Raw genomic sequence first — 12,481 nt, forward strand, 5'->3', positions numbered from 1 at the left:
CCGGCGAGGCCCGCGAGCGGCTGCGCGCCGCGGTCGAGGTCTTCGAGGAGTGCGGGATGCGCGGGCTGCACGCGCAGGCCGTCCGGGAGCAGCGGCGGCTCGGCGTCCGGGTGCCGGGCGGCGCCCGCACCGCCCCCGCCAAGGGCCGCGGCAAGGGCGCCGGCAAGGACGAGCTGCCGTTCGGGCTGTCGCCGCGCGAGCACGAGATCGCGCTGCTCGTCGCCGAGGGATGCAGCAACCAGCAGATCGCCGAGCGGCTGTACCTCAGCGTCCGCACCGTCGAGACGCACCTGTCCCGCGTCTTCGCCAAGATCGGCGTCCCGTCCCGCGTCGGCGTCGCGACCGCCATGAACCGGCCCGGATGAACCGGCGGCGGCCGGCACCGCGGCCCTTACCCGCCTGACGAACGCGAGACGACGGTGAACCGGCGGCGCCCGCCGGGCCTCTTAATGCACGTACGTAGTCATACGGGACCCCCCGTCCCCCATCACACGTAAGTACGGGTTCTCCACGATGCCGGGCGGACGGCCGCGTTTGGCAAGGTTGGGGCGTCAGGAAGCCGGAGGGAAATGCCATGGACCAGCGGATCGCGCGCTTCACGCTCGCGGGCGTCGCCGACGCCGAGGTCTCCGTGCACCCCTTCGCGACCGAGGACGGGCTGGGCCTGAACCTCACCCGGTTCCGCCGCGCCGACAGCGACGACGTCGTGCTGCTGGTGCACGGGCTCACGACCTCCAGCGACATGTACATCATGCCGGAGCACGAGAACCTGGTGAACTTCCTGCACGACTCCGGCTTCGGGGACGTCTGGGCGCTCGACTTCCGGATGAGCGGCCGGTTCCCTTACGACGCCGAGACGCACCGCTACACCCTCGACGACGTCGCCCAGTACGACCATCCGGCGGCGATCGCCGAGCTGCGCCGGCACATCGGGGACGGCCGCCGGGTGCACGTGATCTCGCACTGCCTCGGGTCGGTGTCGTTCGCGATGGCGGTGTTCGCCGGCACGGTCACCGGCATCGCCAGCCTGACCTGCAACAGCGTCGCGCTGACGCCGCGGACGTCGCGCTGGTCGAAGATCAAGCTCGGGTACGGGCCGGCGGTGCTGGAGTACGTGCTCGGCCCGTCGCACCTCGACCCGCGGTTCGGCGCCGCGCCGGTGCTGACCCGCGGCTGGATGATCGCCAAGGCGGTCGGGCCGTTCCACTCGGCCTGCGACGAGCCCGCCTGCCACATGCTCAGCTTCATGTGGGGCGGCGGCAAGCCGATCTTCACGCACGCGAAGATGTCCCCGGTCACGCACGGCCGGCTGCCGGACCTGTTCGGCGCCGTCGGCGTCCACTACTACCGGCACGTCCACAGGATGGTGAAGGCCGGCCGCGCCGTGAAGTACGACCCGCGCGACCCCCGCCACGCCGGACTGCCCGCCGACTACCTGTCGGGCGCCGCGGACGTCACGACCCCGATCCTGTTCCTCACCGGAGACCGCAACCACGTGTTCACCGACTCCAACATCGTCTGCCACCGCACGCTCGAACGGGTCGCGCCGGGCCTGCACGAGCTGGAGATCCTCCCCGGATACGGCCACCAGGACCCGTTCATGGGCGCCCAGTCCGCCGCCGAGGTGTTCCCGCGGGTGCTGGACTTCCTGAAGCGGAAGGCGGGCTGACATGGGCGCCCCCCGCGAGAGCGTCGAGCACGCCGACACCGTCGTCGTCGGCTCCGGGTTCGGCGGCTCGGTGACCGCGTACCGGCTGGCGGAGGCCGGGCGGCAGGTGGTGCTGCTGGAGCGCGGGCAGCCGTACCCGCCGGGCAGCTTCCCCCGCTCCCCCGCGCAGATGGGCCGCGCGTTCTGGGACCCGGCCGCCGGGCTGTACGGGATGTTCGACGTGTGGAGCTTCGAGGGCTGCGACTCGGTCGTGTCCTCCGGTCTCGGCGGCGGGTCGCTGATCTACGCGAACGTGCTGCTGCGCAAGGACGAGCACTGGTTCGTGCACGACCAGCCGATGCGCGGCGGCGGGTACGAGTCGTGGCCGATCTCCCGCGCCGACCTCGACCCGCACTACGACGCGGTCGAGCGGATGCTGGGCGCGACGCCGTACCCGCTGGACCGGGCGCCGTTCGACGACACCCCGAAGACGCACGCGATGCAGGACGCGGCGGCCGAACTGGGCCTGGACATCACGCTGCCGCCGCTGGCGGTGAGCTTCGCCGACCGCCCGGGCGGCACGCCCGGGATCAGCCTGCCGATCGCCGACCCCGCCTACGGCAACCTCCACGGAATCGGGCGGCGGACGTGCCGGCTGTGCGGCGAGTGCGACATCGGCTGCAACGAGGGCGCCAAGAACAGCCTCGACCACACCTACCTGTCGGCGGCGGCGCACCACGGCGCCGACATCCGCACCTCCCACGAGGTGAAGGCGATCCGGCCGCGGCCGGGCGGCGGGTACGAGGTCGACTACGTCCACCACGCCGACCTCACCGCCGAGGCGCGGCGGCCGCGGGTCGCGACGATCTCCTGCGACCGGCTGATCCTCGGCGCCGGCACCTACGGGACGACGTTCCTGCTGCTGAGGTCGCGGGAGGCGTTCCCGGGGCTGAGCGAGGCGCTCGGCAGCCGGTTCAGCGGCAACGGCGACCTGCTGACGTTCCTGCTGAACGCCAAGGACCGCAACCGGGTCCGGCCGCTGGACGCCGCGCGCGGCCCGGTGATCACCACCGCGATCCGGCTGCCGGACGAGGTGGACGGGGTGCCCGGCGCGGGCCGCGGCGCCTACATCGAGGACGGCGGCTACCCGGCGTTCGCCGACTGGATCGTGCAGGGCTTCGACACCGGCCACGAGATCGAGCGCGCGGTGAAGTTCCTGTGGGGCCGCTTCACCGAGTTCTTCAAGGACGCGCCGGACACCAACCTGTCCAAGGAGATCTCCGAGCTGATCGGGGACGGGGCGCTGACGGTGAGCTCGCTGCCGCTGCTCGGCATGGGCCGCGACACCGCGGACGGGCGGCTGCGCCTCAAGGGCGGCCGGCTCGCCGCGGACTGGACGACCGAGACCAGCGAGGCGCTGTTCACCCGCGTCCGCAAGACCATGCAGGGCATCGCGGACGTGCTCGGCGCGCACTACGCCGACAACCCGATGTGGTTCCGCAAGCGGATCGTCACGGTGCATCCGCTGGGCGGCGCCCCGATGGGGGCGCACCCGGGCGAGGGCGTCTGCGACGCCTTCGGCGAGGTGTTCGGGTTCCCGGGCCTGTACATCGCCGACGGGGCGGCGATGCCGGGTCCGGTGGGCCCGAACCCCTCGCTGACGATCGCCGCGCAGGCCGACCGGCTGGCGACGCGGCTGCTGGAGGACCTGCCCGGCCGCGGGGGCGCGGGCGGGCCGGAGGGTGCGGGGACCGTCCCGTCCGACACGGGGGCCGAGCCGGCCGGGGGTGCCGGCTCGCCGGACGGGGCGGGGCGCGACTCGGCGTACGGCCAGGGCTCGGGGAGCCGCGGAGGTCCGGGGGGACCGTCCGCCGCGGCGCCCGGCCGTACGTCGCTGTCGTTCACCGAGGAGATGAAGGGGTTCATCACCTTCGGGGAGCGCGACGCGCGGATCGGGGAGCTGGCCGACGGGCGGATCCCGCTGGCGTTCCGGCTGACGATCACCGCGCACGACGTGGACCGGTTCCTGGACGAGCCGGGCCACACCGCGACGGCCGAGGGGTGGGTCGACGCGACGGGGCACGGGGGGCGCCGCGAGGTGGAGCGGGGGTGGTTCAACCTGTTCGTCCCCGACGGCGGGGAGGACCGCCGGCTGATGAAGTACCGGCTGTACTTCACCGACGGGGCGGGGCGCCCGCTGACCCTCGCGGGGCACAAGAACGTCCTGCACGGTCCGCCGACGCGGATCTGGCCGGACACCTCCACGCTGTACGTGCGGCTGCTGGAGGGGCACGTCCCGGAGGAGGCGGAGGACGGGGCGCCGGTCGCGGGGGCGGGCGTCCTGCACATCCAGCTGTCGGACTTCGCGCGGCAGCTGACGACCTTCCGCACGTCCGGCCCGGACGGCCTGGAGACGCTGCTGCGCTTCGGCCGGTTCTTCGCCGGGGAGCTGTGGGAGGTGTACGGCCCGGATCATCCGGGCTGATCTCCCGAGGGGGGCTCGAACGTGCAGGCCGAGGGAACTGCGGGGTGCTCTCGGCCTGCACCTTTTTCTCCGCGCCCCGTCCGCCGGGGGGGGAGGCGTCAGAGGTCGCCGGCGCGGCGGGCGGGGCAGTCGGGCGGGCAGTGCTCGGCGTGCGCGGGCAGCCAGCGGGCGAAGGCGTCGATCATGGCCTTCAGGCCGAGGCGCAGCGCAGCGCCGGTGCCCGGGACCAGCGGCTCGAAGCGGGAGTGCCAGCGGATGAACGTGCCGGTGCCGCGCTGGTCGAGGTACACGTCGCAGCGGTAGTGGCGGACGGGCAGGCCCTTGAGCGCGATGTAGGCGAAGTGGGCGTGGGGCTCGTAGGCGACGGTCTGCTCGGCGGCGGGCCAGATCGACTTGACCGCGCCGACGCCGTAGGTGGTGGTGTCGCCCTTGCGGGTCTGCTTGGCGGCGGTCGGGAACCTGCCCCAGGCGCCCCACGCCTCGGGCACGGCGAGGTGCCGGAAGATCTCGTCGGGCGCGGCGGTGGTGGCGGCGGTCGCCTCGATCTCGTAGGGCATGGTGGGCCTTTCCCCGTCGTGACTACCGCACGGTAGCCAGCCGGGTACCGGCGCACAAGCCCTTCCGCGCCCGGCGAGCCGGGCTCACGTTCCGGCGAGCCGGGCTCACGTTCCGGCGAGCCGGGTCCGGTAGACGGCGCGGGCGCGGTCGAGGAGGTCGAGGTGGCCGGCGAGCTGCCCGGGGCCGTCGAGGCGGGCGGCTCGGCGGATCATGTCCTCCAGGCCGTCGAGGTAGTCCAGGCACCAGCGCAGGTCGTCCTCGCGGGCCGCGGGCCTGTCGTCCACGTGCAGGTGGACGGGGCTGGTGTGGGCGAACGCGCCACCGCGGCTCATCGACCGCGGGTGCGGCGGCCCCGCCGCGACGGCGACGAGGTAGGTGGGGCGGCCGACGGTGAGCTCGGCGGTGACCTCGCCGGGCGGGCCTTCGGCGAGGACGCCGTCGGCGGTCCGCAGCTGGACGCTCGCGACCTCGGGTCCGACGGTCCGGGCCGTCGCGGTGACGCGGTCGCCGGGCGCGAGGTCGAGGACGTCGCCGGGGCCGTGCCCGTCCACCTCCAGCTCCAGCCAGGGGCCGGTGGTGGCGAAGGTGCGGCCGCGCCGGACGGCCTCCGCGAACGACGCGGCGGTGAGGGGGCCGTCGACGCGGGCGTATACGCGTCCCCAGCCGGGCGGGCTGGACTGGTTGCCGCGCCGCTGGAACGACAGCATCGCGTCCGTCCCGGCGGTGGCGGCCAGCCGGTTGCCGGCGCCGAGGAGCCGCCGGTACATGACGGCGGTGGCCTGGATCGAGGAGTGGTTGACGACGTCGAGGGTGTCGACGAGGCCGAGCGCGGCGTCGGCGACGATCTCGCGGGCCGAGCAGTTGCGGCCGGCGGTCAGCAGCGCGGCGGGCGGGTCGCCGTCGTCCGCCGGGAGGTGGAACGGGTGGCTGTACCCCATGAGCGCGCCGCGTTCGCGCAGCTCGCGGTAGCCCTCCCCGTTCGGCGGCCAGTCGGGGGCGCCGGCGAACCCGGTGTGGTAGCGGCCGGGCGGCGCGTCCACGCCGAACGCGTACAGGTGGCCGAGCAGGTCGTTGCGGTACTCGACGCCGAGCCGGGCGAGGTGGGTCGCGTCGGACCAGGGCAGGTCGTCGCCGGCCCAGTGCTCCAGGGCCTCGCGGTCGTAGACGCGCTCGCCCGCCACGTTCCCGGCGACGAGGTTGAGGACGTGCAGGTCCTCGCCCCGCTGGACGGCGGCGGCCTGCGCGGGCGTCCCGACGGTGTCGCCCGTCCAGTTCATGTGGACGTGCATGTCGCCGCCGTACCAGCCCCTGGCGGCCGCGTCGTAGAGCCGCTCCGGGGCGATCTCGACGAGGGTCTCCGCGCCCGCCTCCGGGGTGACGGCCTTCTCCACCGTGCCGTGCTCCATGCCGCGGGTGACGCGGACGGTCAGCGGCTCGGCGGGGACGTCGAGGACGAGGTCGTCGCCGTGGAAGTAGGGGGCGCGGTGCGCGTCGATCCGCTCGGGGGCGCCGGCGGGGTACCAGCCCTGGCCGTCGGCGCCGATCACCGTCCAGCGGCACGGGGTCCCGGCGCGCAGCCGCAGCCGTCCGGTGGGGACGCGCCTGACCAGCCCGTCGAGCGCGATCGGCGTGCCGTCGGCGGTGACGATGCTTCCCGAGGTGATGGGGACGAGCCGGACGCCGCCGGGCGGGATGTCGTGGTCGGCGCCGTCCACGCGGACGGTGGCGGGCGCGGTGCGCGAGGAGTCGATGAGCAGCGTGGTGCGCAGCTCCCGCCCGTCGGGCAGGGCCCGGGGGACGCTCTCGAGCGACGCGCCGTCCGGGGTGAGGCGCAGCGCGGCGAGGTTGTCCAGCACCCGGCCGGCGAGGGCGTCGCGGACGACCTCGGCGGCGACGAGTTCGGGCACGCGCGCGTCGATCTCCTCCGCCGTGGCGTCCGGGTACCGCGCCAGGAGCCGCTGGAGGCCGGCCATCCAGAAGTCGGCCTCGTCCAGCAGGAAGGCGCTCGTCTCGATCTGCCGGACGAAGCCGTTGGCGGGCTCTCCCCAGGTCGGGCCGTGCTCGTGCAGGAGCTCGCGGTACTCCTCCAGCGCCCGCGCCACCGCGGGCGGTACCGGCGGGTCGGCGTCGCACATCGTCGTCTCCCGGTGGTGGGGGACCGCCAGCGTTACACGGAACCGGTGCGCCGCCTAGGGTCCGCATCCGGCCCCGGTGCGGCGGCCGCAACCGCGAGCGAGGGAATGCACCACCGGGTGTATGGATCATGCTCCACGGCGGTCACGTCGTGTGCGCGCGCGCACGGAACGCGGCCGTCTTGACGCGGTTCTGGCAGGCGGTCGAGCAGAACCGGCGCTTGCCGTTGCGCGAGGTGTCGACGTACACGCGGTCGCAGTGCGGCGCGGTGCACACGCCGAGCCGGTCGTACAGCTCCCCGCCGAGGACGACGGCGAGGCCGGTGGCGCACGACGCGCCCCAGTCGGCGGTGATGGTGTCGCCGACGCCGTGGAAGTGCACGTGCCAGGGCTCCCCGTCGTGGCGCTCCAGGCGGGGCCTGGCCTGCGTCTCCTCCAGCAGGCGGTTGACCCGCTCGGCGGCGTCGTCGAGGTCGCCGGCGGTGACGGCCTCGAAGACGGCGCGCAGCTCGCGGGCGACGGCGGCCAGCTCCGCGGCCTGCTCGGCGGTGAGCCTGCGCGGCCAGCCGGCCCGCTCCAGGAACGCCTCGCCCGCGGCGACGGGGTCGGGCACCGGGTGCGGGCGCCCGCGGCTCTCCCCCTCGGTCAGCTCGTTGACCAGCGCGACGGTGTCCGCCACCACGCCATCAGTGTGACTGTTGAAGTTCACTTGACCAGTTACGCCTTCCCGGTTTAGCGTGTAACTGTCCAAAGGCTACATGACAGTCACAGGAGGGGTCATGACGCTGCTCGACCAGGAGACCGCCGGCACCTGGATCGCGCGCTGGGACGCCCAGCAGGAGGGCTACGTGCCCGACCGCGAGGAGCGCTTCACCGCGATGATCGACGCCGTCGAGGCCGCCGCCGGCCGGCCCGACCCGCTCGTGCTGGACCTCGGCTGCGGCCCCGGCTCCCTCGCCGGCCGGATCCTGGACCGGATCCCCGGCGCCACCGTCGTCGCCATCGACACCGACCCGCTCCTGCTGTCGCTCGGCCGCGCCGTGCACGCCGGCCGCGACGGCATCGCGTTCACCGCGCTCGACCTGCGCGAGCCCGGCTGGGCGGCCCGGCTGCGGCTGCCCCGGCAGGCCGACGCCGCCGTCTCCACCACCGCGCTGCACTGGATCTCCCCCGCCGGGCTGCGGGTCGTCTACTCCGAGCTGGCCACCCTGCTGCGGCCCGGCGGGCTGTTCCTCAACGGCGACGAGCTGCAGGTCGACGACGTCACGCCCGGCCTCGCCGGGCTGGACACCGCGCTGCGCGAGCGCAAGCGGGCCCGCCACGCCGCCGGCGCCCGCCCCGAGAACTGGGCCGAGTGGTGGGAGGCGATCGGCGCCGACCCCGCCTTCGCCGAGCTGCGCGGCGCGAGCGGCGAGGAGGTGACCGGCCACCACGGCTCGCCGTCGCGGCTGCTGTCCGCGCACGCCGACGCGCTGCGCGCGGCCGGGTTCGCCGAGGTCGGCACCCTCTGGCAGCACGGCGACAACCGCGTGCTCGCCGCCCTCCTCGCCGGCTGAGCGGCGGGCGGCGGGGGCGCGCCCGCTGGTCCGGACGCGGCGGCGCGCCGTACGCTCATGATCGTCCGCGTCCGCCGCACCGGCGGCGGCACCACGATGAGGATGAGGACCCACGATGAGCACATCGGCGGACGGCGCCCCGGTCACCCTGGTCACCGGCGGCGGCAGCGGGATCGGCGCGGCCACCACCCGGATCCTGCTCGGCCGCGGCCACCGCGTCGCGATCACCGGGCGCGGCGAGGACCGGCTGAAGGCGTTCGCCGCCGACGCCGGCGCCGGGGACGCCCTGCTGACCTTCCCCGGCGACGCGTCCGACCCCGAGGCGGTCGGCGCGGCGGTGGACGGGACGGTCGCCGCGTTCGGGCGGCTGGACCACGTGGTCGCCAACGCGGGGTTCTCCACCCACGACGACCTGGCGAACGGCGACCCCGAGCGGTGGCGGGAGATGCTGCTGACCAACGTGCTCGGCCCGGCGCTGCTGGTCAGGGCGGCGCTGCCCGCCCTGCGCATGACCGGCGGCCGGATCGTGCTGGTCGGCAGCACCGCGGGCGTGAAGAACACGCCCGGCAACTTCTACTCGGTGACCAAGTTCGCGGTGACGGCGCTGGCGGAGAACCTCCGGGTGCTCGTCACCGGCTCGGGCGTCGGCGTCACGCTGGTCTCGCCGGGACGGGTCGAGTCGCCGTTCTGGGACTCCCGGCAGGACGGCGTGCCCGACGGGCCCGTCATGACGGCGGACAACGTCGCGGAGTCCATCGTGTGGGCGCTGGCGCAGCCGGCGGGCGTCGAGGTCAACTCCGTCGTGCTGCGGCCGTCCGGCCAGGTGCACTGACGGGAGCCCCGGATGCCTCGGACGCAAGGGGCCGGGGGTGCGGCGCGCGCCCCCGGCCCCGCGGCGTCAGGAGCGGGCCATCCCGTACAGGTGCTCGACGTGCAGCTTGACGACCAGCCGCCCGTCCTGCACCATCACCCGCCGGTACTCGTCCCAGTCGGGGTGCTCGCCGCGGATGGCGCGGTACACGTCGACGAGCTCCTCCACCGCCGCGTCGTGCGGGTCGGCGGCCACCGCGGTCAGCTCCGCGGTGCCCTCGGCGACCGCGTACGACCAGCCGTCCGGCGCGCTGACGTGCAGGCTCGCCCGCGGGTCGCGGCGCAGGTTGCGGGCCTTGGCCCGGTCGGCGGTGATCGAGACGCGGATCAGCCGGGAGTCCGCGTCGAAGTGGTAGTTGACGTTGGACAGCTGGGGCCGCCCGTCCCGCTTGAGCGTGGCCAGCACGCCGAGGTCCCGCTCCTGCAGCAGTTTCACCAGTGCCGTGTCGTCCGCCATCGTCCGCCTCCCGGGTCGTGATCGTCTCCAGGGCACAACCGCGCCCGGTTCCGATCACTTCCCGGAGGACGGTCCCGGACACGTCAGCGCGCCGCCAGCGCCGGGAAGTCGAACACCCGGGCGTCGTCGGCCGGCCCCTCGCCGCCCGGCCCGCCGCTCCCGCCGCTCTCGCCGCCGGTGCCGCCGGCGGGGGCGAGCGCGGTCCGGTCGGTGAGGATGTGGCCGCGGAACACCGCGCCCTTGGCGGTGACCTTGACCGCCTGGAACGCGTCCGGGCGCAGCGCGCAGAACCCCGTCCGCACGACGTCGTCGAAGAGCGAGTCCGAGACCACGTAGGCCAGGTCGCGCTCGGGGTCGGCGGACAGCAGGCGGCGCAGCGGCCCCGCGTCCAGCAGCCGCTGGACGACGATGGGCGCGTCGCCGGCGGGCCCGAACGGCCCGGCGGTCAGCGTGCCGTGGTGCAGCGAGAGCCGCACCCGCAGCCGGAACCGGGCGCCCGCCTCGGCCGCCGCGCGGTTGATGTCGCGCAGCGCGCCCGCGAGCCCGATGGGGAAGTCGCCCGCCACCGGCGCGGGGTCGATCCCGTCCGGGAGCGTGGCCAGCTCGCCGTCGCCGCCGACCTGCTTGTCCCAGCGGGACCGGTCGAGCCCGACGCCGCGCGCGGCGCGGTCGAGCGCCTCCGACAGCTGGCGCTGGGCGAGCAGCTGCTCGCTGGTGTCCCGCTTGCTGTACCCCTGGATGTCCACCGCCATGAGCAGGCGGTAGTGCAGCGCGTGTCGCTCGTTCCCTTCCACTCCGAATCCGCCCCTCGTCCTCCGAGCAAATAGAGGGCCGGTTGCCCCGCATTCGCTCCACTGTGGAGTGAGTGTTGCCTGATGGAGGATCGCCGCGGTCGTCCGGATGGCAAAGGTGGGTCGTGCGTCGCCTCCTCCGCTCTCGTGTGACGTCGTTTCCGGTCACTTGGACGGGACGGCGGCGCCGTCGGCGCCCTCAAGTAAGTAATACCTAGCGAACAAGCAAGGGCGCTACCGGAATATTCACCGCAAAACGGCCAGCGCGGCCGGCGGTCCGATGCCGTTTCCGGCACCTCTTGAACCGGCCGTCGCCCCCGTCGCGTACTGCCTCCCGACGCGACACCCGGCGCACCGCGCACCGTCCCCCGCGCCGCGTCCCCGCCCCCGCACCCGCCGGAGAGCACGATGGCCAACAGATCGTCCACCGCGGCGCCGTCCCGCGCCCGCCCTCCCGCCGCGTCCGGTCCCTGGAGCTGGTTCCGCGGCCCGCGGCCCGCCGGCGCGGTCGACGACCAGGTGATCGTGACCGAGCTGTACCGGGTGTACGGCCGGCCGCTGCTGTCGTTCGTGCTGCGGCTCACCGGCGGCGACCGGCACTGGGCCGAGGACGTGGTGCAGGAGACCATGATCCGCGCCTGGCGCAGCGCGCACCAGCTCGACGAGAACGCGGCGTCGCTGCTGCCGTGGCTCGCGACCGTCGCGCGCCGGATCGTCATCGACGACCAGCGCCGCAAGAACGCCCGCCCGCAGGAGGCGGGCGAGGGGCCGCTGGAGAACATGCGCGTCCCCGACGGGCTGGAGGACCTGCTGCGCTCCGTCGTCGTATCCGAGGCCCTGCTCGCGCTGTCGCCCGCGCACCGCGAGGTGCTCAACGAGACGTTCTTCCGGGACCGGTCGGTGAACGAGGCCGCCCGGCACCTCGGCATCCCGGTCGGGACCGTGAAGTCGCGGGTCTACTACGCGCTCCGGGCGCTGCGGGTCGCCCTGGAGGAGAGGGGCGTGACGCCATGACCGCGCCCGCCGCGCACGTCGACGTCGGCGCCTACGCCCTCGGCCTGCTGGAGGAGCCGGACCGGCGCGCGTTCGAGGCGCACCTGTCGTCCTGCCTGCCGTGCCACGAGGAGCTGGCCGCGCTCAGCGGCGTCGCCGCGACCCTGGACGGCATCGGCCCGATCGCCGAGGCGCCGGGCGGCCTGCCCGAGCCGGCGCCGGTGCCCGAGCTGCTGCACCGCCGCATCCGCCGCGAGCGCCGCGGCCGCACGGCGCGGACGCTGGTGGGCGCCGCCGCCGGGCTCGTCCTGCTGGCCGGCGCGCTCGGCACCGGGTACACCGTCGGCGCCGACCGGTCCCCCGCTCCCGCGCGCGCGTCGGGGGCGTCCGACGGCGCCGCCGCGCTGCTGCGCGATGGGCACCGGACGGCCGCCTCCGACGCGGGGACGGGGGCGTCCGGGACCGTCGCGACGCAGGGGACCCCGTGGGGCAGCCGGGTCGCGCTGCAGCTCAGCAAGGTCCGCGGGCCGCTGGAGTGCGAGCTCGTCGCGGTGGACGGCGCGGGCCGCGCCCACACCGTCGCCGGCTGGTCCGTCCCCGCCAAGGGGTACGGCCTGCCCGGCTCGCCGCAGCCGCGGCTGACCGTGCAGGGCGGCGCCGCGGTCAAGCCCGCCGACATCAGGCGCTTCGAGGTCCGCACGATCGGCCCCGGCGGGCGGACGCTGCTCACCGTCCCCGCCTGACCCCGGCCCGCCCGGCCTGGGGCGGCGTGACGGGGACCACGGAGGCGCGTCCCCTAGGCTGGTCGGATGAGCAGGACCCGACCGTCCCCCGGCCCGCGGCTGATGCTTCCCGGCCTCCGCGAGGTCTACGCGGCGTTCGTCCGGGAGGCGGACGCGCTGCCCGCGCTGCCCGGCGCGCTGCAGGCCGAGGTGTGGACGTCCGCGCAGCTCGGGACGTTGGAGGCCGCCGCCCCGCACGAGGCGGGCCG

General features: G+C 75.0%; 12 protein-coding genes and 1 pseudogene. 8 read left to right on the plus strand and 5 right to left on the minus strand.

The annotated features are described in order from the left end of the window. The 3 genes from ABZ914_RS34800 to ABZ914_RS34810 form a co-directional block, all read left to right on the plus strand. Nucleotides 1–365 (plus strand): LuxR C-terminal-related transcriptional regulator (locus tag ABZ914_RS34800; protein WP_500198473.1); only part of this gene is annotated, 365 nt, incomplete at its 5' end. Between the two features lie 209 nt (nucleotides 366–574). Then, a complete protein-coding gene (locus ABZ914_RS34805) occupies nucleotides 575–1,669 on the plus strand; it encodes an alpha/beta hydrolase (RefSeq protein ID WP_500198474.1) in 1,095 nt (364 codons plus the stop codon). A gap of 1 nt (nucleotide 1,670) precedes the next feature. Further along, a complete protein-coding gene (locus ABZ914_RS34810; RefSeq protein WP_500198476.1) occupies nucleotides 1,671–4,133 on the plus strand; it encodes a GMC oxidoreductase in 2,463 nt (820 codons plus the stop codon). 98 nt (nucleotides 4,134–4,231) lie between these two features. Here the strand turns inward: ABZ914_RS34810 and ABZ914_RS34815 are convergent, their stop codons facing one another. The 3 genes from ABZ914_RS34815 to ABZ914_RS34825 all read right to left on the minus strand — a co-directional run bounded on the left by ABZ914_RS34815 (nucleotide 4,232) and on the right by ABZ914_RS34825 (nucleotide 7,505). Then, on the minus strand, nucleotides 4,232–4,690 hold the full coding sequence (locus ABZ914_RS34815) for an SRPBCC family protein (protein WP_500198477.1): 459 nt from the start codon (nucleotides 4,688–4,690) through the stop codon (nucleotides 4,232–4,234). Nucleotides 4,691–4,795: 105 nt separating this feature from the next. Further along, the gene (locus ABZ914_RS34820) at nucleotides 4,796–6,826 is read right to left on the minus strand and encodes a CehA/McbA family metallohydrolase (RefSeq protein WP_500198478.1); all 2,031 of its coding nucleotides are present in this window, start codon (nucleotides 6,824–6,826) and stop codon (nucleotides 4,796–4,798) included. Nucleotides 6,827–6,968: 142 nt separating this feature from the next. Next, complete coding sequence (locus tag ABZ914_RS34825; protein ID WP_500198480.1) at nucleotides 6,969–7,505, minus strand: CGNR zinc finger domain-containing protein; 537 nt, start codon at nucleotides 7,503–7,505, stop codon at nucleotides 6,969–6,971. Nucleotides 7,506–7,602: 97 nt separating this feature from the next. On the opposite strand from ABZ914_RS34825, the gene ABZ914_RS34830 reads away from it, so the two are divergent. Both ABZ914_RS34830 and ABZ914_RS34835 read left to right on the plus strand, forming a co-directional pair. Further along, on the plus strand, nucleotides 7,603–8,379 hold the full coding sequence (locus ABZ914_RS34830; RefSeq protein WP_500198481.1) for a class I SAM-dependent methyltransferase: 777 nt from the start codon (nucleotides 7,603–7,605) through the stop codon (nucleotides 8,377–8,379). A 115-nt stretch (nucleotides 8,380–8,494) separates the two neighbouring features. Further along, entirely contained in the window at nucleotides 8,495–9,211 is a 717-nt protein-coding gene (locus ABZ914_RS34835; protein WP_500198483.1) for an SDR family oxidoreductase, read from the plus strand. Nucleotides 9,212–9,277: 66 nt separating this feature from the next. On the opposite strand, the gene ABZ914_RS34840 is transcribed toward ABZ914_RS34835, so the two are convergent. Together ABZ914_RS34840 and ABZ914_RS34845 are read right to left on the minus strand one after the other, a co-directional pair. Further along, on the minus strand, nucleotides 9,278–9,706 hold the full coding sequence (locus tag ABZ914_RS34840) for a PPOX class F420-dependent oxidoreductase (RefSeq protein WP_500198484.1): 429 nt from the start codon (nucleotides 9,704–9,706) through the stop codon (nucleotides 9,278–9,280). Nucleotides 9,707–9,789: 83 nt separating this feature from the next. Beyond that, entirely contained in the window at nucleotides 9,790–10,500 is a 711-nt protein-coding gene (locus ABZ914_RS34845; RefSeq protein WP_347256793.1) for a hypothetical protein, read from the minus strand. 405 nt (nucleotides 10,501–10,905) lie between these two features. Here ABZ914_RS34845 and ABZ914_RS34850 point away from each other — a divergent pair, with 405 nt between their 5' ends. The 3 genes and pseudogenes from ABZ914_RS34850 to ABZ914_RS34860 form a co-directional block, all read left to right on the plus strand. Beyond that, nucleotides 10,906–11,511, plus strand: coding sequence for a sigma-70 family RNA polymerase sigma factor (locus ABZ914_RS34850; protein WP_151545513.1), 606 nt, complete (start codon nucleotides 10,906–10,908; stop codon nucleotides 11,509–11,511). Further along, nucleotides 11,508–12,233 (plus strand): anti-sigma factor family protein, encoded by a 726-nt coding sequence (locus tag ABZ914_RS34855; protein WP_500198485.1) that lies wholly within the window; start codon nucleotides 11,508–11,510, stop codon nucleotides 12,231–12,233. The genes ABZ914_RS34850 and ABZ914_RS34855 overlap by 4 nt, the downstream gene beginning before the upstream one ends. Before the next feature lie 66 nt (nucleotides 12,234–12,299). Further along, nucleotides 12,300–12,481, plus strand: a pseudogene (locus ABZ914_RS34860) (hypothetical protein); the annotation flags it as partial.

It is taken from the genome of Spirillospora sp. NPDC046719 (assembly GCF_040645715.1).
Taxonomy (GTDB): Bacteria; Actinomycetota; Actinomycetes; order Streptosporangiales; family Streptosporangiaceae; genus Spirillospora.